Here is a 20,599-nt window from a genome sequence, read left to right on the forward strand (position 1 = left end):
CGGGGTGAGGGGAATAAACCGCACTACCCCAACAATTCCTGCTTCACATCCATCGCCAGGTCAAACGAATGCAGCCGCGCCTGATGATCGAAAATCTGCCCGTTGACCATAATCTCATCCGCCTGCGTTTCGCGCAGAATGGACTCTAGCCCGTGGCGCACCTTCGCCTTATCGCCCACCAGTGACATCCGTAACGCCTGGTCGACGCCGTATTTCTCAGACGGCGACCAGAAATGCTCCATCTGCTGAATCGGTGCTGGCAACTGTCCGGTCTCCCCGCGACGCAGCCTGGTGAATGCCTGCTGCATGGAGGTGAAGAGGAATTCCGCGTCGCGGTTACTGTCGGCGGCAATAATGTTGATGCACACCATTGCGTACGGTTTTTCCAGCCGTGCCGATGGCTTGAAGTTCGTGCGGTAGAGATGCAGCGCCTGGAACAGCATATCCGGCGCGAAGTGCGAGGCGAAGGCAAACGGCAGGCCGAGCTGTGCGGCGAGCTGCGCGCCATACAGGCTGGAGCCAAGCAGCCACACCGGAATTTTCTCGCCGTAGCCAGGAACCGGGCGCACCTGCGGGTTAGGGTCGACCGCGTCGAACCAGTCCACCAGTTCCGCCACATCGCGCGGGAAGTTATCGATATCGCCACTCATATGACGGCGCAGCGCTCGCATAGTGGGCTGATCGCTGCCCGGCGCGCGGCCAAGGCCGAGATCGATACGTCCGGGATACAGCGTATTGAGCGTGCCGAACTGCTCAGCGATCACCAGCGGCGAGTGGTTGGGCAGCATGACGCCGCCGGAACCGAGGTGCAGGGTGGTAGTGTTGGCGGCCAGATAGCCAATCAGCACCGAAGTCGCCGCGCTGGCGATGCCCACCATGTTGTGGTGTTCGGCCAGCCAATAGCGGTGGTAGCCGCGCTTTTCAGCGAGCTGGGCGAGGTCGAGCGAATGGGAGAAGGCTTCTCGCGCTGAGGAACCCTGGGGGATCGGCGCCAGATCGAGCACCGAGAAAGCAACGGTTTTGTCAGTCATAAAGGCTCACTTTGCTACAGCATAGTCATCAGATTGAAGGTCTTGTTCCAACCGGGCGCACCCGGCCAGAAAAGCTGCATCTTTAATAATGCATTAAAATCTGACCACTGTTGTTAACAAAGTGAGCGGTTTTATCAGGCCTGCAATTCCAGCCCGGCCAGACGCTTCCAGTAGCCGTTACAGTCGCTGTTGGCGGTTAACGGCAGCGGTGCGCCGCCGTTCTCGTTGGCGTGGAAGGCCTCGAGCATGGCAAACGTCTCGTTACCCATCGGCGACAAGCGCACCATATCCACCAGTCCGTGCATGGACGTTAGCTCGTTGCCAAGGTTGTAAACGTAGCCGCTCATGGTCTGAATGCCGTTGAGCACGAACACCTGCTGATTCTCCTGCGACAGCATGCTGCGCCCGTTCGGGTACTTGATGCAGCAGGTTTCGCACTCGTCTTTGGGTTTGTCTTCCGAGCGCGCGGTAAAGCAGCGGGCGGAGTAGGCGAGCGGCAGATGGCCGTAGCTTAGCACCTCAACTTCAAACTTATCGCGGATACCCAGCTCTTCACACTGGTTGAGCAGATTGACCAGCCAGTCGCGGGACAGTTCCACCGGCATACACCAGCGCATCATGCCCTGCTTTTGCAGCAGGCGCAGCGTCACGGCGTTATAGCAGTTCAGCGCATGGCCCGCCACGAACGGCAGCTTACGTTCGGCACACAGATTCACGACCCCAAGATCGCTGGCTTCCACCAGAAAATCACCGTTCTCAACGTAGCGCTTGAGTTCACCTAGCTCGGACGACGCCTGCACCAGCGCGAGGGTGGAGAGCACCACCTGCTTGCCGCTAGCGGCCAGCGTTTTCGCCATATCCAGCCAGTCGCCGACTTTGGTGGCGCGGCGCTTGCTGCACACCGCTTCGCCCAGATAAATGGTGTCGGCGCTGCTGGTGGCGGCCTGCTGGTAGAAATCTTCCAGCGTCTCTTTTGACCAGTAGTAAAGCACTGGCCCTAATGAATATTTCATGGGAATTCCTACTGCCATTTACGGTGATACGCGCCGAGGGTGGTTTGGGTGCCTTCGGACATCGAACCGAGAGTGTCCATCCACGCGGCCTGCGGGACGAAGTTTTGCGGGTCAGCCATGCAGCGGTCGATAGCCTGACGCCAGACTTTCGCGACCTGGCTGACGTATGCCGGGCTGCGCTGACGGCCTTCGATTTTCACGGAGGCGATGTTCGCCGCCAGCAGTTCCGGCAGCAGCTCCAGCGTATTGAGGCTGGTGGGTTCTTCCAGCGCGTGATAGCGCTCGCCGTCGACCATATAGCGGCCTTTGCACAGCGTCGGGTAGCCCGCGTTTTCACCGTCCTGATAGCGGTCGATCAGCACTTCGTTAAGGCGAGATTCCAGCCCCTGTGGCGTTTGCTGCCAGCGCACGTAGCGCGCCGGTGAGCAGGCACCCACGGTATTCGGCGACTCGCCGGTCAGGTAAGAAGAGAGATAGCAGCGACCTTCAGCCATAATGCACAGGCTACCAAAGGCGAACACTTCCAGCGGCACCGGGGTGACGCGGGCTAGCTGCTTCACCTGATGAATAGAAAGCACGCGCGGCAACACCACGCGGGCGACGTCAAAGTTGCGATGATAAAAATTAATCGCCTCTTCGTTGGTTGCGGATGCCTGAACGGAGACATGGCGCTCAATATGCGGATAACGTTCTGCGGCATACTCAAGCATAGCGAGGTCGGCGAGAATCAGCGCGTCGGCGCCCAGTTGCGCGGCCATGTCTACGGCGCGCTGCCAGCGTACGTAGCCATCCGGGTGAGCGAAGGTGTTAATCGCGATATGCAGTTTACGGCCATGCTGATGCACGAAGCTCACGGCTTCCTGCAGTTTCTTTTCGGTAAAGTTCAGGCCAGCGAAGTGGCGGGCGTTGGTATCGTCCTTCAGCCCGATATACACCGCATCGGCACCGTTTTCGATAGCCGCCTTAAGCGCCGGGAGGTTTCCGGCAGGGCAGAGCAACTCCATAATTCTTCCTGAGTTAGCGGCCCAGCAGGGCGCATTATTGTTAATGAATGGGAATTTTAGTTAACCTAACGCTAATCATTTTTGATTTGAGGCAGACAAAAGCGTATTGATTGCGCCAATAATCCCTCGGCCTCACGACATAATTGTTGATTTACGCCGCTATGTCGTTTATCTGATATGGCAAAATAACGGAACTATTGCATTCAGGGAGTAAAGCTTGTGTTGGATAAACTGCGTTCACGTCTGGTTCATGTTGCTCCGAGTTTAATGAGCGTTCCGGTAAAATTGACGCCGTTCGCCCTTAAACGCCAGGTGTTGCAGCAGGTATTAAGCTGGCAGTTCCGTCAGGCGCTGAATGACGGCGAACTGGATTTTCTGGAAGGCCGTTGGTTGAGTATTGAAGTGCGCGACATTGGCCTGAAGTGGTTCACTTCCGTTGAGAATGAACGGCTTATTGTGAGCGACGCGGCCCAGGCCGACGTGAGCTTCAGCGCGGATGCCAGCGACCTGCTGATGATCGCTGCGCGCAAACAGGACCCGGATACCCTCTTCTTCCAGCGTCGACTGGTGATTGAAGGGGATACGGAGCTGGGTCTCTATGTCAAAAATCTGATGGATGCCATCGAGCTTGAGCAGATGCCAAAAGCGCTGCGCGTGATGCTGATGCAGCTGGCTGATTTCGTTGAGGCTGGCCTAAAATCACCATCAGAAACCAAACATACATCGGTAGGTGAGCCATGCTGATTCGAGTAGAAATTGGAATTGATGCCCCGGGCATTGACGCGCTGCTGCGTCGGACCTTCAACCGTGATAGCGAAGCCAATCTGGTGCGCGAGCTGCGTGAAGACGGCCTGATTACGCTCGGGTTGGTGGCCACTGACGATGAAGGCCACGTTGTGGGCTATGTGGCATTTAGCCCGGTCAGCATCGAAGGCGAAGAGCTACAGTGGGTGGGGCTGGCGCCGCTGGCGGTTGACGAAGCCTACCGCGGTCAGGGATTGGCGCGTCAGATGGTCTACGAAGGTCTGGATTCGCTGAACGAGTTTGGCTATGCGGCGGTTGTGACGCTGGGCGAACCGGCGCTGTATGGCCGTTTCGGCTTTGAACCTGCGGCACAATACGATTTGCGCTGTCGCTGGCCGGGCACCGAAGAGGCGTTTATGGTCCATCGTCTGGCTGACGATGCGTTAAACGGCGTACACGGTCTGGTGGAGTATTCCGACCACTTTAATCGTGTTTAAGGCTGTCCCGTAACGTTTCAAATGAACCGTCACCTGCGACGAGGCGCTCTTTCTGGCGCTTCGTTAGCTGCTTGATGCGATACTCCAGGCGTAGCGCCAGCGAGTGCTCGCCCACTTCACCGGAAAACGCTAGCTGCAGCGCGCCTTTGCCGCGCAGCGCTTTCGCCCCTTTGCCGCTCTGATGCTGGTGAAATCGCCGTTCAACATCGGTGGTGATACCGGTGTACAATTTGTCGTCCTCAGTGCGGACGAGATAAAGAAACCAACGCACGTGTGCCAACCTGTCTGTGTAGGTGCACGCACCATAGCATAACGGAGAGAACAGATGGAAACCCTGGCAACCATTAGCCGCTGGCTGGCGAAACAACACGTTGTTGGCTGGTGCGTGGCGAGTGAAGGCGAGCTGTGGTGCGCCAACGCGTTCTACGTCTATGACCCGCAGCGCGTGGCGTTCTACCTGTTGAGCGAAGAGACCACGCGCCACGGGCAGATGACCGGCAAGCAGGCCCCGGTGGCGGGAACGGTAAACGGCCAGCCCAAAACGGTGGCGCTGATTCGCGGCGTGCAGTTCAAAGGCGAAATCCGTCTGTTGGAAGGTGAAGAGGCCGATGAAAAGCGCGCGCTGTATGTCCGCCGTTTCCCGGTAGCCCGCATGCTTCCCGCTCCGGTGTGGGAGATTCGTCTCGACGAGCTGAAGTTTACCGACAACACCCTGGGCTTCGGCAAGAAGCTGCACTGGCTCCGCGACTAAAGCCGCGGTAGCTCAATGATAAAGCGCGTGGCAACGGAGTCAGATGTCACGCTGATTTTCCCGCCATGCGCCCGCACGATCGACTTCACGATCGCCAGCCCGATCCCGCTGTTTTCACCTTTACGCTGCCGTGACGGATCGACCCGATAAAAACGATCGAACAAACGTGGCAGATGTTCCGCTGCGATCGGCGTACCGGGATTTTCAACGCGATACTCCACGCGTTCGTCAATCTCGCCAACCTGCACGGTGACCGACATCCCTCGCGGGGTATAGCGGATCGCGTTAGACAACAGGTTGTTGATCGCCCGACGAATCATCAGCGGATCGCCTGATATCAGCGACGACTGCCCGACGAAACAGAGCTTCACTTCGCGTTCTTCGGCCCATGCTTCAAAGAACTCAAACACTTTGAGCGTTTCGCTTTGCAGATCCAGCGGCACGCGCTCGGGGATCAGCAGGTTTTCATCCGCCTGCGCCAGAAACAGCATATCGCTGACCATTTTCGCCATCCGGTTGTACTCTTCCAGGCTGGAGTAGAGCACATCTTCCAGCTCCTTCACCGTACGCGGCTGGCTCAGCGCGATCTCGGTCTGGGTGACCAGGTTGGTGATCGGCGTGCGCATCTCATGGGCGATATCGGCGGAGAAATTGGCCTGGCGGCGGAACACGTCCTCGATCCGGCCGATCATCTGGTTAAACGAGATCACCAGCTGTTCCAGCTCGATCGGTACGCAGTTGGGATCCAACCGCACGTCGAGATTTTCCGAGGTGATGTTTTTGATCGCCATGCTGACGTCGCGCAGCGGCTGGTGGCCTTTACGCACGGCGATCAGCACGATCACAATAATCAGCAGGCTGATGACGGTCGCGATCATCATCAGATTGCGCTTGAGTTGATCGAGATAGTGAAGGTGAAAGTCGATCGACAGCGCGGTCAGCAGCGTGTAGGTCTGGTCGTGCGCGCGCACCGTGGACGCAATCACCCGATAAGTGGTGGCGTGGCTGGCGTCACCGCCGTGCTCTGCCATCTGACGCATACCGCTGCCGGTCCAGCGGAACATCTGTTCGCTCTTAAGCTCGTCGGCGAAATGCGCGCCGGAGAGGATCGGCGACAGATCCGGCCCTCCAGGGGAGCGGTAAAGCTGTGGGTTATCGCGCGTGCTCACCAGCACGGCGGTATTACGGTAGCCCGCCAGCACGCTGCCGATATTGGCCATTTTTTCCGCATCGGAGGTTTCCGGCGCGGTCAGCAGCGCGTTGAGCGTGGCGTTGACCTGCTTCAGGTCGCTGACGTCCTGCTCGGCGAAATGTTTTTCCACCGAGTGCAGCATAATGCCGGTAAAGGCGGCAAAAGCGACGATCGTCGCCAGGCTGATAAAAAAGGTCAGGCGGGTCGCCAGCGAGAACGGGCGGCGCAGGCTAGCCTTCATCGCGAACCTCAAGCACGTAGCCGACGCCGCGCACGGTATGAATCAGCTTAGGCGTAAAGTCGTTATCGATTCTGGCGCGCAGGCGTTTGACGGCGACGTCGATCACGTTGGTGTCGCTGTCGAAATTCATGTCCCACACCTGCGAAGCGATCAGCGAGCGCGGCAGCACTTCTCCCGGGTGGCGCAGGAAAAATTCCAGCAGGGTAAATTCCTTACTGGTCAAAGTGATGCGCGTATTGCCGCGGGTGACTTTACGCGAAACCAGATCGAGCGTGAGGTCGGCCATCTGAAACTGGCTCTCGACGATCGTTGCCGCGCCACGACGCAGCAGGGTACGCACACGCGCCAGCAGCTCGGCGAAAGCGAACGGTTTCACCAGATAATCGTCGGCGCCCAGCTCCAGCCCTTTCACCCGATGCTCAATGGTGCCCAGCGCGGTCAGCAACAGGATCGGCATACCTTTGCCAGCGGAGCGCAGCATGCGCACGATGTCCCAGCCGTTGACGTCCGGCAGCATGATATCCAGAACCAGCAGATCGTAATCGCCGGTCATCGCCAGGTGATAACCGTTGAGGCCGTTGTCGGCGCGATCCACCACAAAGCCCGCCTCCGTCAGCCCCTTACACAGGTACTCCCCGGTTTTGACCTCGTCTTCCACCACCAGAATTTTCACGCGCCCTCCGTCGCCGCTGTGTGATGGGGCCATTCTAATGAGGAGTGGGGGATGACGGAAGAACCACGAGCGAAATACGCCTTGTCGGGGTTACTCCGCCCACGCGTTTTGCCGCTTCAGCTCCGCGTTAACCTTGCCGTTGATCTCTTTGAGCATCGCTGGAATATCACCGTCGCAGCTGGCGTAAATTTTGTTAAAGCCATCGGCGGTAATTTGCCGTACCGGGATCCAGTTGGGGATCTGCGGCATGTAACGACCGTTCTTCGCGTAGGTGTCGGCGAACACTTCCCAACGTGGATCGTCATGATAATCTTTGATATTCAGCGTTTTGTTTACCGGCAAGCGGACGATCGGCATTGAGGTGCTGTCGGTTGCCATACCGATCTTCTGGCCTTCCGGCGAGATCAGAAACTCAAGGAATTTTTTCGCCGCCGCTTTGCGCTGGCTGGTTTTCATCAGGAACGCGGTGGTCCCTTCCGCCATGGAGATCGCGCCGCCAGGGCCTGCCGGTGGCGGCACCACGGTGTAGGTCTCTTTACCCGGATCTTTATCAAACAGCGCAATATGGTACGGGCCGGAGGAGTACATACCGGTTTGCCCGGAACGGAAGGCGGTGTTGGCATCGGCGGTGGTGTGGTTGATCGCGCCCGGCTGCGCCAGCCCCTCGCACACCATGCCGCGCATAAATTCCATGGCGGTGACCATCTCTTTGCTATCGAGCGCGGCTTTAAATTTCCCCGGTTGAGTGGCGACTAAGTAGTTCGCGCCCGCCTGCCAGAGATATGAGGAGGAAAACGAGCTGGCATAGCCACGGGTGGTGGCCAGCGGCATGGTGAAACCGTAGGTATCGTTTTTACCGTTGCCGTCCGGGTCGTCATGAGTAAAGGCCTGGGCCACTTTTTTCAGTTCATCCCAGTTGCCGGGCGCTTTCAGGTTAAGCTTGTTGAGCCAGTCCTGGCGAATAAACAGCGCGTAAGTGTGTGCTGAGGTGGGGACGCCGTAGTATTTACCGTCCGGTTGCTGAGCCGATTTCCAGGCCGCGTCGTAAATATCGCCACCGCCTTTCAACTCGCTCGGTTTAATTTCATCGACAATCCCCAGTTGCACCATCTGACCCACGATAATCGCGTCGTTGAAGACTACGTCCGGCAGCGCGTTGCCGGTTGCCGCGCGCGCCAGACGCTGGTCAAAGTCGGTCACGGCGTTGAAGTACTTGATGGAAATCCCGGTCTCTTTCTGGAACTGGTCGGCGAGCTTTTGATAAATCACTTTTGAATCATTGCTGGCACGTATCCAGACGTCGAGCTGTTCGCTGAAGGCATTTTGTGAAAGGGCACATAACAAGGCTAAACCAAGCGCTTTTGTTCTGAATTTCATAGAGAGACTCCGGTTTTGCGATAGGTATTATTTTCATCCCTGAACAGAGGTAAGGATTGGTGAAAAGGAAAACGAAACGATGATAGGAGTGCTATTTGTATGAAACAACGTTCTATTATGGCTAACCGGTCAATATCGCGTGGTTATGCGGGGCATCTCACAGGGAAAATAAACGAAAATATTCGCGGGAAAATATAACCCAGTGAAAATGTTGATATTGCTGTTTTTCGGAAAATAGCGCTTAGCCTTAACCCGGCCATTAATTTGTGAGCGTTCTGGCATATTATGGATTAAATGTGATCACGGTTAATTTCTCCCCGCCGATATTTGCTTTTTTAACGTTCGTAAAAACCGATGCAGCTTTTCCGCGCGGATTTTCGCCGGGCGGATCACGTTATTCCCTGCCTTAAATGACAACTTTGTCATTATCCTGTCAGGTTACCAACAGAGTCACTCCCGTAAGGTAGTCACCAGGCCAGCCCTTCTGATTCGGCCAAACAGGACGTGACATGTTGAAAGTAAAACCTTTGACGCTGCTGATGGCGTTTATGCTGGCCGGATGTACCTCGCTGGCGCCGGATTACCAGCAGCCTGAAAATATCGTTCCCCAACAATTTTCGCTGTCTGCGGGCACGCTGGTGGCGACCGGCGGCAGCTGGCAGGAGACCGGCTGGCAAACCTTTTTTGTCGACCCGCAGGCAAAGCGGTTAATCGACGTAGCGCTCCGTAACAACCGCGATCTGCGTATGGCGATGCTCAACGTTGAAGCCGCGCGCGCGCAGTACAACGTGACCGATGCCGGGCGCTATCCTCAGTTGGATAGCGCCTCCAGCGCGAGCTATAAAGGCGACCTGCAGGGCCGCGACGCCACGGATAAAAGCTATGACGTAGGGCTGAACCTGAGCTACGAGCTGGACTTTTTCGGCAAGCTGAAAAACATGAGCGAAGCCGACAGGCAGAACGTATTCGCCAGCCAGGCGGCCCAGCGCGCCGCGCAGATTGTGGTGGTGACCAACGTTTCGCAGGCCTATTTTAATCAGCGCCGCCTGGCCGAGCAGTTGGCCATTGCCAAAGAGACGCTGCGAAATTATCAGCAGTCCTACGGCTTCGTCGAGCAACAGCTGGTGACCGGCAGTACCAACGTGCTGGCTCTTGAACAGGCGCGCGGCGTGATTGAAAGCACCCGCGCCGATATCGCTAAACGGGAAGGCGAACTGGCGCAGGCTAACCATTTATTGCAGCAACTGCTGGGTACCTACAGCACGCCGCTGAGCGACAGCGTGCAGAGTGACGCGCTGAACCCGCTACCGCTGCCGGCCAATCTACCGTCGACCATTCTGCTACAGCGCCCGGATATTATGGAGGCCGAGCACCAACTGCGCGCCGCCGACGCCAATATCGGCGTCGCCCGCGCGGCGTTCTTCCCCTCCATCACTCTGACCAGCGGCGTCTCGACCAGCAGCTCGGCGCTTTCCAGCCTGTTTAACGCGGCGAGCGGCATGTGGAGCTTTGTGCCAAAGGTCGACCTGCCGATTTTCAACGCCGGGCGTAATGAAGCCAATCTGGCGCTGGCAAACGTGAAGCAGCGCCAGGCGGTGGTGACCTACGAGCAGAAAATTCAGGCGGCCTTTAAAGAGGTGGCGGATGCGCTCTCGCTGCGCGACAGCCTTCAGGGGCAATTCGTGGCCCAGCAGCGTTATTTAGCTTCGCTGCAAATTACCTTACAACGCGCGCGCGCGTTATATGCCAGCGGTGCGGTGAGCTATATCGAAGTGCTCGATGCCGAGCGTTCAATATTCGCCACGCAGCAGGCCATTCTCGATTTGATTTATTCCCAACAGGTCAACGAAATAAATTTATTCACCGCCCTTGGTGGCGGCTGGAAAGCTTAACCCTTATTCAGGAGTCTTCAATTATGCGTCAATTCACTACTCTGCTCGGCGGTATTTTTATGGTCATGGCGATGAACGTTCAGGCGGCGGAAATGCAGCATGACGGGCATGGACAAATGATGGACATGAGCGCGAAACCGGCGGTGATTAAAGGCACCGGCATCGTGAAGTTGATTGATACCCAGGCGAAGAAAATCACCATTGAACATGAGGCGATCGCGGAAGTTAACTGGCCTGCGATGACCATGCGTTTTACCTACAGCGAACCGACGCCAGCGATTGAGCAGCTCAAAGAGGGCAGCCGCGTGGATTTCAGCTTCATCCAGCAGGGGAATATCTCCCTTCTTCAGGACATTAAAACGCGCTGATGGCCATGACAAAAGCTCAATTAAAATATACCGCGGCGATCGTCTGTAGCCTGGTGATTGGTGGGCTGGCAACGGCGGCGATAAGCCGCCTGACGGCCCCTGACGCACAGGTTAAAGCCGAGCCAGCCGAGCGTAAAGTGCTCTACTGGTACGATCCGATGAAGCCAGATGTGCGTTTCGATAAACCGGGAAAATCGCCGTTTATGGATATGGATCTGGTGGCCAAGTACGCCGATGAAGGAGGCGAGACCTCCACGAGTGGCGTACGTATCGATCCCACTCAGGTGCACAATCTGGGCATGCGTACCGCGACGGTGACGAAAGGGCGGCTGACCTACAGCCAGACGCTGCCGGCGAACGTCAGCTATAACGAATACCAGTTCGTGATTGTACAAGCGCGCGCCGAAGGCTTTATCGAGAAGGTGTATCCGCTTACGGTCGGTGACAAGGTACGCAAAGGCGCACCGCTGGTGGAAGTGACGATTCCGTCGTGGGTAGAGGCGCAGAGTGAGTATCTGCTGCTGGCCAGCTCCGGCGGCACGGCAACGCAGCTGGAGGGCGTGCTGGAACGGCTGCGTCTGGCGGGGATGCCGGAGACGGACATCCAGCGGATGCGCACGACCCGTCGGGTACAGACGCGCTTTACTCTCAACGCGCCGATTGACGGTGTGCTCACCGCCTTTAGTCTGAAAAGCGGAATGAACATCGCCAAAGATAACGTCGTGGCGCAGATACAGGGTATGGATCCGGTGTGGATCAGCGCCGCAGTACCGGAATCCACGGCCTGGCTGCTGAAGGATTCGACGCAGTTCAGGGTGGCGATCCCGGCCTATCCCGATAAAACCTTCCCGATCCAGAAATGGTCCATTTTGCCCAGCGTCGATCCAACCACCCGTACCGTGCAGGTGCGTTTGCAGGTTAACAACCGGGACGAACTGCTGAAGCCTGGGATGAACGCTTACCTGAAGCTGAACACGCAAAGTGACGAAATGCTGTTGATTCCATCGCAGGCGGTAATTGATACCGGCGATGAACAGCGGGTGATTACCGTGGCCAGCAACGGTGAATTTGTACCGAAGAAAATTCAGGTGCTGCATGCGTCACAGCAGCAGACGGGCGTGGCCAGCGGCCTGGCGGAAGGAGAGTCGGTGGTGCTGAACGGCCTGTTCCTGATTGACTCCGAAGCCAATATCAGCGGCGCGTTGGATCGTATGCGCCATACCGCTGACCCTCATGCCGGGCATTAAGGAGACGGTGATGATTGAATGGATTATCCGGCGTTCGGTCGCCAACCGTTTTCTGGTGATGATGGGGGTACTGTTTCTCAGCGCCTGGGGCGGCTGGACGATCGTCAATACGCCGGTGGATGCGCTGCCGGATCTCTCTGACGTGCAGGTGATTGTCAAAACCAGCTATCCGGGGCAGGCGCCGCAGATTGTGGAAAATCAGGTCACTTACCCGCTTACTACCACCATGCTGTCCGTGCCGGGGGCGAAGACCGTGCGCGGCTTCTCGCAGTTCGGCGACTCCTACGTGTACGTCATTTTTGAAGACGGCACCGATCTGTACTGGGCGCGCTCGCGCGTGCTGGAGTACCTCAATCAGGTGCAGGGCAAACTGCCGCAGGGCGTCAGTTCGGAGATTGGCCCGGATGCCACCGGCGTCGGCTGGATCTTTGAGTACGCGCTGGTGGACAAAAGCGGCAAGCACGATCTCGCCGAGCTGCGTTCGTTGCAGGACTGGTTCCTGAAATACGAGCTGAAAACCATTCCTAACGTTGCCGAAGTGGCGTCGGTGGGCGGCGTGGTGAAGCAGTATCAGGTGCAGGTCGACCCGATGAAGCTCGCCCAATACGGCATCAGTCTTGGAGAGGTTAAGCAGGCGCTCAGCACCTCGAATCAGGAAGCGGGCGGTTCATCGGTTGAAATCGCCGAAGCGGAATATATGGTGCGCGCCACCGGCTATCTCAAAAGCCTGGATGACTTTAATCATATCGTCCTGAAAGCGGGGGAGAATGGCGTACCGGTCTACCTGAAGGACGTGGCGCGGGTGCAGATTGGCCCGGAAATGCGCCGTGGCATCGCCGAACTGAACGGCGAGGGGGAAGTGGCGGGCGGCGTGGTACTGCTGCGTTCTGGTAAGAATGCCCGTGAAGTGATTACGGCGGTGAAAGAGAAGCTCGCCACGCTGCAAAAAAGCCTGCCGGAAGGCGTTGAGGTCGTCACGACTTACGACCGTAGCCAGTTGATTGACCGTGCGATCGATAACCTGCGTTCAAAGCTGATTGAAGAATTTATCGTGGTGGCGGTGGTTTGCGCGCTGTTTCTCTGGCACGTGCGCTCGGCGCTGGTGGCGATTGTCTCGCTGCCGCTGGGGCTGTGCATTGCCTTTATCGTCATGCACTTCCAGGGGCTGAACGCCAACATTATGTCGCTTGGCGGCATCGCCATCGCAGTCGGGGCGATGGTGGACGCGGCGATCGTCATGATTGAAAACGCCCACAAGCGGCTGGAACACTGGCAGGAAGCGCATCCCGATGAACAAATGGACAACGCCACGCGCTGGAAAGAGATTACCGATGCGGCCGTGGAGGTGGGGCCAGCGCTGTTTATCAGCCTGCTGATTATCACCCTGTCGTTTATTCCCATCTTTACGCTGGAAGGCCAGGAAGGGCGACTGTTTGGCCCGCTGGCGTTTACCAAAACCTACGCCATGGCCGGGGCGGCGGCGCTGGCGATTGTGGTGATTCCAATCCTGATGGGGTTCTGGATTAAGGGGAAAATTCCGGCAGAATCGCGCAACCCGTTAAACCGTTTTCTGATTGCCCTTTATCACCCGCTGCTGCTGAAGGTGCTGAAGTGGCCGAAGCTGACGCTGCTGGTCGCCGTGCTGTCGATGTTTACCGTTATCTGGCCGCTGAGCAAGGTGGGCGGCGAGTTTCTGCCGAAGATCAACGAAGGCGATCTGCTGTATATGCCCTCGACGCTGCCGGGTATCTCGCCGGGGCAGGCGGCGGTGTTGCTACAGCAAACCGACAAGTTGATTAAAACGGTGCCGGAGGTGGCGTCGGTGTTTGGCAAAGCCGGGAAAGCGGAAACCGCGACCGACTCCGCGCCGCTGGAGATGATTGAAACCACCATCCAGCTCAAGCCGCAGGACCAGTGGCGGCCAGGGATGACGCTCGACAAAATCATCGATGAGCTGGATGCCACCGTGCGTCTGCCGGGGCTGGCGAACCTGTGGGTGCCGCCGATTCGTAACCGCATTGATATGCTCTCGACCGGTATTAAAAGCCCGATTGGCATTAAAGTTTCGGGCACTTCGCTGGCGGATATCGACGACGCGGCGCAGCGCATTGAAACTGTGGCGAAAACGGTGCCTGGCGTCGTTTCCGCGCTGGCGGAGCGGCTGGAAGGTGGACGCTATATCGATGTCGATATTGACCGGCAGAAAGCCGCACGTTACGGCATGACCGTGGGCGATGTGCAGCTTTTCGTTTCGTCGGCGATCGGCGGAGCGATGGTGGGGGAAACCGTTGAGGGAGTCGCGCGTTACCCGATCAACATTCGCTATCCGCAAGGTTTCCGCGACAGCCCGACGGCCCTACGCCAGTTGCCGATTCTGACGCCCACAAAGCAACAGATTACGCTGGGCGACGTGGCGAAAGTGCAGGTGGTATCCGGGCCGACGATGCTGAAAACGGAAAACGCCCGCCCGGCGAGCTGGATTTACATCGACGCGCGCGACCGCGATATGGTTTCGGTGGTGCATGATCTGCAAACGGCCATTAGCCAGAATGTGACCCTGAAGCCGGGCACCAGCGTGGCGTTCTCCGGGCAGTTTGAACTGCTGGAGCACGCCAATAAGAAGCTCAAGTTGATGGTGCCAATGACGGTCATGATTATCTTCATTCTGCTCTATCTGGCTTTCCGTCGGGTGGAAGAAGCGGTGTTGATTCTGATGAGTCTGCCGTTTGCGCTGGTGGGCGGGATCTGGTTCCTCTACTGGCAGGCGTTCCATATGTCGGTGGCGACCGGCACCGGGTTTATCGCTCTGGCCGGGGTCGCAGCGGAGTTTGGCGTGGTAATGCTGATGTATTTGCGCCACGCAGTGGAAGCCGATCCTAAGCTCCAGCGCGCGGAAACCTTCACCGAGCAAGGCCTGGACGACGCGCTTTACCACGGCGCGGTGCTGCGCGTACGGCCAAAAGCAATGACCGTCGCCGTGATTATTGCCGGGTTATTGCCCATACTGTGGGGGACGGGCGCAGGTTCAGAAGTGATGAGCCGTATTGCCGCGCCGATGATTGGCGGGATGATTACCGCGCCGCTGCTGTCGTTGTTTATCATTCCGGCTGCCTATAAATTGATATGGTTATATCGCCACAAACGTAGCCAATAAAGTGTGCGATTGACGCGCGTAGGCCCGATAAGCGCAGCGCTATCCGGCAGTCACGGAGTACATTGCCGGATGGCGGCGTAAACGCCTTATCCGGCCTACGAGCGGTGAACCATTCGATACCAGGGAATAGGGAGACCCTTATGCATCACGTCCTCATTACCGGTGCCACTGGCCTTGTTGGTGGGCACTTACTTAACCTGCTGCGCCGCGAGGCGCAGGTGGAATCGATTATTGCACCTACGCGCCATCCGCTGGAGCACGCCTTCGGCATAGAGAACCCGCATGACCCGGATCTCAGCGCCGCGCTCGCGCAGGTCACCTCACCCATCGATACCGTATTTTGCTGCCTTGGCACCACGATACGCGATGCGGGCTCAAAGGCCGCGTTCACCCATGTTGACTACGACCTGGTGCTGGAAACGGCACAGACTGGTTTACGCCTTGGCGCGCAGCAGCTGCTGGTGGTGAGCGCGATGGGGGCAAACGCGAATTCGCCGTTTTTCTACAACCGCGTGAAAGGTCAGATGGAATCGGCGCTGATTGAACAAGATTGGCCGCGGCTCACTCTGGCTCGCCCCTCGATGCTGCTGGGTGAACGCAGCACGCCGCGCTTAAACGAGCGTCTGCTGGCGCCGCTGTTTAGTTTGCTGCCGGGAAACTGGAAGTCGATTGCTGCGCAGGATGTGGCGAAAGCCATGCTGAGAATGGCGAAGAATCCGGGGGCGTCCCCGGTGACGATTTTGTCGTCGCGTCAGCTAAGAGAAATGGCCCGGCAGTGAATTAGCCGGGCCATCGTGCGGGTTACTGAATGTAGGTAAACGCGGTGGTGACGCGCTTCACGCCGCTCACGCGGCTGGCGATATCGGCCGCGGCTTTGCCTTCACGGTCGGTCACCAGGCCCATCAGGAACACTTCACCGTTCTCGGTAGTGGCCTTCACGTTCGAGGATTTCACCTGATCGCTGGTTAACAGCTGCGAGCGTACTTTGGTGGTTATCCAGGTGTCTGACGAAGAGGTGCCCAGGCTAATCGGCTGGCCCTGACGCACTTCATTAAACACTTCGGTAGCCCCATCAACGCCAACGGCAATCTGCTTCGCGCGGGTGGCGAGGCTGAGGTCCGGCGCCTGACCGGTCAGCAGCACTTTGCCCTGATATGCGGTCACGTTGATACGCGCTTCTTTCTTAATTTGTGCATCTTTTGACAGTGCGCTGTTCACGCGAACTTCCAGCGTGCTGTCGTCCACCTGAGTTCCCACCGTGCGCGGGTCAGTTGCGGCTTTGGTCCCCACTGCCGCGGTGCCAACAACGGCGGCGGCAATGCATCCCTGGAGCAGCAGTGCGGAAATAAGGACCGCGAGGGTCGAAATTACCTTCATGTGTTCTCCTTAGTCGTCCTGGTGTGGGAAAAGGGTGTTATCAATTAAATCGCACAGACAGTTCACCGTGAGCATGTGCATTTCCTGAATGCGCGCGCTGCGGTGCGACGGGATGCGAATTTCCACATCCTGCTGGCCCAGTAAACCGGCCAGCTCGCCGCCGTCATAGCCCGTCAGGGCCACGATGGTCATGTCGCGGGTCACGGCGGCTTCAACCGCTTTCACGATATCGCGGCTGTTGCCGCGCGTGGAGATGGCCAGCAGCACATCGCCAGCATGACCCAACGCGCGCACCTGCTTGGCATAGATTTCATCATGCAGGCGATCGTTGGCGATTGCCGTTAAGACCACGTTATCAGTATTAAGTGCAATCGCAGGTAAACCGGGACGCTCAGTTTCATAACGGTTAATCATGCAGGCCGCAAAATGCTGTGCGTTGGCCGCGGATGAACCGTTACCACAACAGAGAATTTTGTTGCCGTTCAGCAGCGACTGTACCAGGGTCATCGCGGCTCGGGAGATAGCGTCCGGGAGCGCTTCCGCCGCGGCAATTTGGGTCTGGATGCTTTCGGTGAAGCACACTTTGATTCTTTCGAGCACGATATCCCTTTACATTCTATAAGCTAAAAGCGTTTTGAAGCCATTCGATCTCATTGCCCGTGAAGGCTATCACATCGAAACGGCAATCCACAGTGTCAAAACTCCCATTGTGGCGGGCGAGCCACAAACGGGCAGTTTGTAACAGTTTGTTCTGTTTGCTTCGGGTCACGCTGGCGGCCGCGCCGCCAAACGCGTTGGATGCGCGGTAACGCACTTCAACAAATACCGTTACCGCGCCATCATGCATAATCAGATCGATCTCGCCGCCGCGCTCATGCACGTTGGCGGCGATAAAGCTTAGTCCCTGACGCTCCAGCCAGCGACGGGCGCGCAGTTCCGCGGCGTCACCGGTCTGTTTCGTGGTTAGCTTGCCGGGACGATTTGCCCCTGCTGGTATTTGAGCCATGATAACTTCCTGTTAATCACGCAGTCCTGGTTGGCGCTCAGATCGCCGGTGTTGCCGTTCAGCTCAAAGCCGGGCACGCCGCGCATCTGAGAGAAATGATTGGCCAGCGCCCAGGCATCAACGCCCATCGCGTACAGGCGAGCCAGCGAGTAGTCGTTGTTGACCGCACGCAGCGCCTGCTGCATCAGCGCCGGGTTGCTGCCAGCCAGCATTGGGATCTCGCTGTACTGTAAACCTTCCATCTCCAGACGGAAATCCGGGCCAGCGGTGCCCTGCGCGCTGCGCGAGCTGGCGTACAGCATCGCACCGCTCTGGCTACCGTTACGCATTGCGATCATCGGCTTGATAAACGCAATCTCTTCCGGTGTCGCCAGGATATAGGCGGCATCGACTTTGCTGCTGCCGGTGATTTGCGCATCGGTTGGCGCGGCTGGAATAGTCAGCCCGCCGATGGTGACGCTCTGCGGCTGCGGCTGGGTTGAGGCCACCGGCGTACCCGACAGCGAGATGCCGGAGCCGCCGTTGACGCCGCCGCGCAGTTCAGAGAGCGAACCAAATTTCTGTTGCAGTACGGTACCGCCGCCCAGTTTACGCCATTCATCGGCAAAGGCCTGAGTGACGCGTTCACCGAGCGCGTTACGTGGCATCAGCAGCAGCGGCGACTGTTTTCCCTGGTCGTGAATGTGGCGCGCGGCGTCGCGGGCTTCATCTTCCGGCGACAGGGCGAAGTAGCAGATGTTGGCGCGGCTCGTCACCGACTCGGGCTGATTCAGCGCCAGCACGTTGAGTGTCGTGTTGCTTTTCAGCATCTCGTCGACGTTATTTTTCAGCAGCGGGCCGACCACCAGGCTGACGCCATCCTGCTGCGCCTGCGCCAGAATCTGGTTTAACGGCTGAGAAGAGGTATCGTAGATTTTCAGCTCTGCTGAGGGATTCGCGGCCACGCTGGCAACGGCCTGCGGCTGTGCAGCAGGCGCTGGCGCTGCCGTTGGTGCAGCAGTGGCCGGTACAGCGGTCGTTTCCGGCTGTGCTGCGGCCTGCACCGGCGCAGCGGTGGCCGGAGCCTGTACCGGCGCCTGAGTTTGCGGGCTGGTCAGATCGCTGATTTCAGCCTGTGACGGGCTAACGACGGGCGTGGAGGCCGCCTGGGCTACCTGCTCGGGAACGGCGCTGCCGTTAACCGGCGTGGCACCGTTTTTCGCGGCTTCAAACCCTTGCTGAATGGTGCGGCCAAAGACCGATGCCTGGCCGCTTAACGGCAGCAGCAGGGCGATTTTATTGACCGACGCGGGTTTAAAGTTCTGCACGTTGGCCAGTTGCGACGGCAGGACCTTCGCCCCCGGGTTCTGCGGATAGCGTGTCTGCCAGTCTTTGATGCCTGCCTTCAGCATGTCCGGATCGTTGCGGTTATCAAACCACATGCGTTGCAGATCCAGCCAGCCTTGCAGATCGTTTTCATCGGCGTTGATCACCAGCGCGTTGGCTTGTTGCTGGGTCATGGCGGAGAGCGCTTGCCAGGTGGCGTCGCTGTTCTGTTGCTTTTCCTGCTGGGTAGTTAACAGCGGCGCCTGGGCAATCAGGGCGCGCAGCAGCGTCAGAGAGGGCTTACCCTGCTCGGCGGTGATGGTATCCTGCCAGAAGCGGGCCTGGCGAACGCTGTCGAAATCATCGGCCTTCAGCGGCTGCAGCAGCGCCTGAGCGCCGGCGTAATCTTTCTGCGCAAGCTTGATTTCAACGGCCAGCAGAGACTGTTCCTGGCGCTGAACGGCATTCAGTTCTTTCGGCAGCTGGTTATACAGTTCCAGCGCCTGCTGGCTTTTACCTTCTTTCAGCAGTGCACGAATGGCGAGTAATTGCCAGTTGGTCTTGCTATCATTCGAGCTTTGCTGCATCTGCTGCAGGTAAAAGCCGGAATCAGCCTGCGTCGCGCCCTGAAGCTGGGCGGCACTCTGATCGGCAGGTTGCTGGATTCCGCAGCCTGCGAAAATCAGCGCGGCCAGGATAACCGGCAGACAACGCGCGGCTTTCATACGAGAAAATGTTGAGGGTACCATTCTGTATCCAGTGATATTTTTTACGCAATGCTCAATATTAAATCGGCAATACGGACGAAACAATGAAACAACACGAATCGGCGGATAATTCTCAAGGCCAACTCTTTATTGTACCTACTCCTATCGGAAATTTGGCTGATATTACCCAACGAGCGCTCGAAGTATTGCAAGCTGTTGATTTAATTGCGGCTGAAGACACGCGGCACACCGGTTTATTGCTGCAACACTTCGCGATTAACGCCCGTTTGTTTGCTTTACACGATCACAATGAGCAACAAAAAGCTGAGACGCTGGTGGCGAAGCTGAAAGAGGGCCAGAACATCGCGCTGGTTTCTGACGCGGGCACGCCGCTGATCAACGATCCTGGCTATCACCTGGTGCGTACCTGCCGTGAAGCGGGGATTCGCGTCGTGCCGCTTCCTGGCCCGTGCGCCGCGATTGCCGCGCTTAGCGCCGCCGGTCTGCCGTCCGATCGTTTTTGCTATGAAGGTTTCTTACCGGCGAAATCCAAAGGCCGTCGTGACGCGCTGAAGGCGATTGAAGCCGAGCCGCGCACGCTAATTTTCTACGAATCCACCCACCGTCTGCTCGACAGCCTTGAAGATATGGTGGCCGTATGGGGGGAAGCCCGCTACGTGGTGCTGGCGCGCGAGCTGACCAAAACCTGGGAAACCATCCACGGCGCGCCGGTCGGCGAACTGCTGGCGTGGGTCAAAGAAGATGAAAACCGTCGCAAAGGCGAGATGGTGCTGATTGTTGAAGGCCATAAAGCTCAGGACGACGAACTGCCCGCCGATGCGCTGCGTACGCTGGCGCTGTTGCAGGCGGAGCTGCCGTTGAAGAAAGCGGCGGCGCTGGCGGCGGAGATCCACGGCGTGAAGAAGAATGCGCTGTATAAGTATGCGCTGGAGCAGCAGGGGGAGTAAGCCCCTGCTGCCGGTTTTGCCGGGTGGAGCTTGCGCTTTACCCGGCGACTCA

The 20,599-nt window shown here is 57.8% G+C and carries 20 protein-coding genes; 9 read left to right on the top strand and 11 right to left on the bottom strand.

Translation table 11 applies throughout. From position 1 onward, the window contains the following. Positions 1-23: 23 nt before the first annotated feature. From NNN71_RS01150 to ubiU, 3 genes are all read right to left on the bottom strand, one after another. Positions 24-1,031: a luciferase-like monooxygenase gene (locus NNN71_RS01150; protein ID WP_163447799.1), complete on the bottom strand. Its 1,008-nt coding sequence runs from the start codon at positions 1,029-1,031 to the stop codon at positions 24-26. A gap of 134 nt (positions 1,032-1,165) precedes the next feature. Then, complete coding sequence (locus NNN71_RS01155) at positions 1,166-2,044, bottom strand: U32 family peptidase (protein WP_271457692.1); 879 nt, start codon at positions 2,042-2,044, stop codon at positions 1,166-1,168. Positions 2,045-2,052: 8 nt separating this feature from the next. Further along, positions 2,053-3,048 (bottom strand): ubiquinone anaerobic biosynthesis protein UbiU, encoded by a 996-nt coding sequence (gene ubiU / locus NNN71_RS01160; protein ID WP_065356142.1) that lies wholly within the window; start codon positions 3,046-3,048, stop codon positions 2,053-2,055. A 219-nt stretch (positions 3,049-3,267) separates the two neighbouring features. Between ubiU and ubiT the strand changes: the two genes are divergently transcribed. Further along, positions 3,268-3,792 (top strand): ubiquinone anaerobic biosynthesis accessory factor UbiT, encoded by a 525-nt coding sequence (gene ubiT / locus NNN71_RS01165; protein WP_064542003.1) that lies wholly within the window; start codon positions 3,268-3,270, stop codon positions 3,790-3,792. Further along, positions 3,786-4,289, top strand: coding sequence for a GNAT family N-acetyltransferase (locus NNN71_RS01170; protein ID WP_249022697.1), 504 nt, complete (start codon positions 3,786-3,788; stop codon positions 4,287-4,289). The genes ubiT and NNN71_RS01170 overlap by 7 nt, the downstream gene beginning before the upstream one ends. Here the strand turns inward: NNN71_RS01170 and NNN71_RS01175 are convergent. Next, on the bottom strand, positions 4,276-4,560 hold the full coding sequence (locus tag NNN71_RS01175; RefSeq protein WP_064542008.1) for a GIY-YIG nuclease family protein: 285 nt from the start codon (positions 4,558-4,560) through the stop codon (positions 4,276-4,278). The two genes, NNN71_RS01170 and NNN71_RS01175, sit on opposite strands and share 14 nt — an antisense overlap. Positions 4,561-4,614: 54 nt before the next feature. Between NNN71_RS01175 and NNN71_RS01180 the strand changes: the two genes are divergently transcribed. Further along, a complete protein-coding gene (locus NNN71_RS01180) occupies positions 4,615-5,040 on the top strand; it encodes a YhbP family protein (protein ID WP_163447808.1) in 426 nt (141 codons plus the stop codon). On the opposite strand, the gene NNN71_RS01185 is transcribed toward NNN71_RS01180, so the two are convergent. The 3 genes from NNN71_RS01185 to NNN71_RS01195 form a co-directional block, all read right to left on the bottom strand. After that, positions 5,037-6,473, bottom strand: coding sequence for a Cu(+)/Ag(+) sensor histidine kinase (locus NNN71_RS01185; protein ID WP_271457693.1), 1,437 nt, complete (start codon positions 6,471-6,473; stop codon positions 5,037-5,039). The genes NNN71_RS01180 and NNN71_RS01185 overlap by 4 nt on opposite strands. Then, a complete protein-coding gene (locus tag NNN71_RS01190; protein WP_163447810.1) occupies positions 6,463-7,146 on the bottom strand; it encodes a copper/silver response regulator transcription factor in 684 nt (227 codons plus the stop codon). The genes NNN71_RS01185 and NNN71_RS01190 overlap by 11 nt, the downstream gene beginning before the upstream one ends. 90 nt (positions 7,147-7,236) lie before the next feature. After that, the gene (locus NNN71_RS01195; RefSeq protein ID WP_271457694.1) at positions 7,237-8,523 is read right to left on the bottom strand and encodes an ABC transporter substrate-binding protein; all 1,287 of its coding nucleotides are present in this window, start codon (positions 8,521-8,523) and stop codon (positions 7,237-7,239) included. A gap of 509 nt (positions 8,524-9,032) precedes the next feature. Here NNN71_RS01195 and NNN71_RS01200 point away from each other — a divergent pair. The 5 genes from NNN71_RS01200 (at position 9,033) to NNN71_RS01220 (ending at position 15,963) form a co-directional block, all read left to right on the top strand. Further along, a complete protein-coding gene (locus NNN71_RS01200; RefSeq protein WP_271457695.1) occupies positions 9,033-10,415 on the top strand; it encodes a Cu(I)/Ag(I) efflux RND transporter outer membrane protein in 1,383 nt (460 codons plus the stop codon). 20 nt (positions 10,416-10,435) lie between these two features. After that, a complete protein-coding gene (locus tag NNN71_RS01205) occupies positions 10,436-10,783 on the top strand; it encodes a copper-binding protein (RefSeq protein WP_419057156.1) in 348 nt (115 codons plus the stop codon). Between the two features lie 5 nt (positions 10,784-10,788). After that, positions 10,789-12,030 (top strand): efflux RND transporter periplasmic adaptor subunit, encoded by a 1,242-nt coding sequence (locus NNN71_RS01210; RefSeq protein ID WP_271457696.1) that lies wholly within the window; start codon positions 10,789-10,791, stop codon positions 12,028-12,030. A 10-nt stretch (positions 12,031-12,040) separates the two neighbouring features. Then, complete coding sequence (locus NNN71_RS01215; RefSeq protein ID WP_271457697.1) at positions 12,041-15,184, top strand: CusA/CzcA family heavy metal efflux RND transporter; 3,144 nt, start codon at positions 12,041-12,043, stop codon at positions 15,182-15,184. 140 nt (positions 15,185-15,324) lie between these two features. Then, positions 15,325-15,963, top strand: a complete 639-nt coding sequence (locus tag NNN71_RS01220) for an NAD(P)H-binding protein (RefSeq protein WP_271457698.1) — start codon at positions 15,325-15,327, stop codon at positions 15,961-15,963. A gap of 22 nt (positions 15,964-15,985) precedes the next feature. On the opposite strand, the gene dolP is transcribed toward NNN71_RS01220, so the two are convergent. The 4 genes from dolP to NNN71_RS01240 are packed head-to-tail and all read right to left on the bottom strand — an operon-like array spanning position 15,986 to position 19,621. After that, on the bottom strand, positions 15,986-16,561 hold the full coding sequence (gene dolP, locus NNN71_RS01225; RefSeq protein ID WP_163447817.1) for a division/outer membrane stress-associated lipid-binding lipoprotein: 576 nt from the start codon (positions 16,559-16,561) through the stop codon (positions 15,986-15,988). A gap of 9 nt (positions 16,562-16,570) precedes the next feature. Further along, entirely contained in the window at positions 16,571-17,161 is a 591-nt protein-coding gene (gene diaA / locus NNN71_RS01230) for a DnaA initiator-associating protein DiaA (RefSeq protein ID WP_064542037.1), read from the bottom strand. A 16-nt stretch (positions 17,162-17,177) separates the two neighbouring features. Continuing rightward, positions 17,178-17,567, bottom strand: a complete 390-nt coding sequence (locus NNN71_RS01235; RefSeq protein WP_271457699.1) for a YraN family protein — start codon at positions 17,565-17,567, stop codon at positions 17,178-17,180. After that, complete coding sequence (locus NNN71_RS01240; protein ID WP_271457700.1) at positions 17,525-19,621, bottom strand: penicillin-binding protein activator; 2,097 nt, start codon at positions 19,619-19,621, stop codon at positions 17,525-17,527. Before NNN71_RS01240 ends, NNN71_RS01235 begins: the two co-directional genes overlap by 43 nt. A 62-nt stretch (positions 19,622-19,683) precedes the next feature. Between NNN71_RS01240 and rsmI the strand changes: the two genes are divergently transcribed. After that, positions 19,684-20,547 carry a 16S rRNA (cytidine(1402)-2'-O)-methyltransferase gene (gene rsmI, locus NNN71_RS01245; RefSeq protein ID WP_163447820.1) on the top strand — a complete coding sequence of 288 codons (864 nt, stop codon included), beginning with the start codon at positions 19,684-19,686 and terminating at the stop codon, positions 20,545-20,547. The last annotated feature ends 52 nt before the right edge of the window (positions 20,548-20,599 follow it).

This window comes from Kluyvera sp. Awk 3 (assembly GCF_028069715.1).
Lineage (GTDB): Bacteria > Pseudomonadota > Gammaproteobacteria > Enterobacterales > Enterobacteriaceae > Kluyvera > Kluyvera georgiana_A.

Bases quoted from the DNA above. Each gene is read 5' to 3' on its own strand.
- NNN71_RS01150 (WP_163447799.1), bottom strand. From the start codon at position 1,031: ATGACTGACAAAACCGTTGCTTTCTCGGTGCTCGATCTGGCGCCGATC.
- NNN71_RS01155 (WP_271457692.1), bottom strand. From the start codon at position 2,044: ATGAAATATTCATTAGGGCCAGTGCTTTACTACTGGTCAAAAGAGACG.
- ubiU (WP_065356142.1), bottom strand. From the start codon at position 3,048: ATGGAGTTGCTCTGCCCTGCCGGAAACCTCCCGGCGCTTAAGGCGGCT.
- NNN71_RS01170 (WP_249022697.1), top strand. From the start codon at position 3,786: ATGCTGATTCGAGTAGAAATTGGAATTGATGCCCCGGGCATTGACGCG.
- NNN71_RS01180 (WP_163447808.1), top strand. From the start codon at position 4,615: ATGGAAACCCTGGCAACCATTAGCCGCTGGCTGGCGAAACAACACGTT.
- NNN71_RS01185 (WP_271457693.1), bottom strand. From the start codon at position 6,473: ATGAAGGCTAGCCTGCGCCGCCCGTTCTCGCTGGCGACCCGCCTGACC.
- NNN71_RS01195 (WP_271457694.1), bottom strand. From the start codon at position 8,523: ATGAAATTCAGAACAAAAGCGCTTGGTTTAGCCTTGTTATGTGCCCTT.
- NNN71_RS01200 (WP_271457695.1), top strand. From the start codon at position 9,033: ATGTTGAAAGTAAAACCTTTGACGCTGCTGATGGCGTTTATGCTGGCC.
- NNN71_RS01210 (WP_271457696.1), top strand. From the start codon at position 10,789: ATGACAAAAGCTCAATTAAAATATACCGCGGCGATCGTCTGTAGCCTG.
- NNN71_RS01215 (WP_271457697.1), top strand. From the start codon at position 12,041: ATGATTGAATGGATTATCCGGCGTTCGGTCGCCAACCGTTTTCTGGTG.
- NNN71_RS01220 (WP_271457698.1), top strand. From the start codon at position 15,325: ATGCATCACGTCCTCATTACCGGTGCCACTGGCCTTGTTGGTGGGCAC.
- dolP (WP_163447817.1), bottom strand. From the start codon at position 16,561: ATGAAGGTAATTTCGACCCTCGCGGTCCTTATTTCCGCACTGCTGCTC.
- NNN71_RS01235 (WP_271457699.1), bottom strand. From the start codon at position 17,567: ATGGCTCAAATACCAGCAGGGGCAAATCGTCCCGGCAAGCTAACCACG.
- NNN71_RS01240 (WP_271457700.1), bottom strand. From the start codon at position 19,621: ATGGTACCCTCAACATTTTCTCGTATGAAAGCCGCGCGTTGTCTGCCG.
- rsmI (WP_163447820.1), top strand. From the start codon at position 19,684: ATGAAACAACACGAATCGGCGGATAATTCTCAAGGCCAACTCTTTATT.